The 1,273-nt window shown below is 32.1% G+C and carries 1 protein-coding gene; it reads left to right on the plus strand.

The annotated features are described in order from the left end of the window. The coding region (locus V7149_RS25835) for a restriction endonuclease (RefSeq protein ID WP_335348416.1) at positions 1 to 913 on the plus strand (913 nt) is incomplete at its 5' end. Positions 914 to 1,273 lie beyond the last annotated feature (360 nt).

Here is a 1,273-nt window from a genome sequence, read left to right on the forward strand (position 1 = left end):
GAATAATAAAATACTCATCGTAGAATATTTACTACCTGCCCCTGATCAATTACCAAGTCTAAAGGAAGTAAAGTATATCCAGAGTAAGGACGAGTTCAAAAAAGTAGATTTAACCGATGCAGCACTAAGAAAAATGTATGATAACCTGTTATATCAAATTACATTGAGGACTATTCATGAATTGTTCGAGGCAGATGCTATTAATGTTATTCATTCCATTGTGTTTAATGGATGGGTTAAATCTATAGATAAAGCAACTGGTAAAGAAGTTGAGACATGTATATTATCAGTTCAAACCACTAAACAAGAATTTGAAGAAATTAATTTGGCCCAAGTAGATCCAAAACTTTGCTTTAAAAATCTAAAAGGTATAGGAAGTACTAAACTACATAGTTTAACTCCGATAGCTCCGATAATCTATATTAATAGAGAAGATTCGAGATTTAGATCTTCATATAATGTTGCTGATTCATTAGATGAAACTGTTAATTTAGCAGCAATGGATTGGGAAGACTTCGAACACTTAATAAGAGAATTGTTTGATAAAGAGTTTAATCAGACAGGAGGAGAAGTAAAAATTACTCAAGCCAGTAGAGATGGCGGTGTAGATGCAGTGGCATTTGACCCTGACCCAATTCGTGGAGGTAAAATCGTTATTCAAGCAAAAAGATATACAAATGTTGTAGGGGTTTCAGCAGTACGAGACTTATATGGAACAGTTATGAACGAAGGCGCGACAAAAGGAATATTAGTTTCGACCGCTGACTACGGACCTGATGCCTATAATTTTTCAAAAGATAAGCCCATTACATTACTAAATGGAAATAACCTTTTACATTTACTTCAAAAACATGGATATAACGCTAAAATAGACTTAAAAGAAGCGAAGGAAGCATTGAGTAAAAATAAATAATAAATTCTATATCCGAATGTTAATATAATACATCGGCAATTTGATTAAACAATAATAAAGTAAAATTAAGATGATTTGCAGATAATTTTATTTTTATTAACAAATAACATTCACCATCACCTCCAATAGTTTACCTTAAATGTAAATCCATCTTAAGATATTCAAAAAAGGTGCCTGTCCCTCAAAGTATTAATCGATTAACGCACTAGGGGTTAGACACCGAGAACGTCATCAATGGAACGATTTGAATCTGGTTTGTTTAAAGAATATTAACGACCATTTAACATCAAATCCCCCCTAAATTAGCGAATTGCCCTATAATTATACAGATTATAGAATGATAGTAATATATCAAACTAT

This window comes from Bacillus sp. JJ1503 (assembly GCF_036965125.1).
Lineage (GTDB): Bacteria > Bacillota > Bacilli > Bacillales > Cytobacillaceae > Cytobacillus.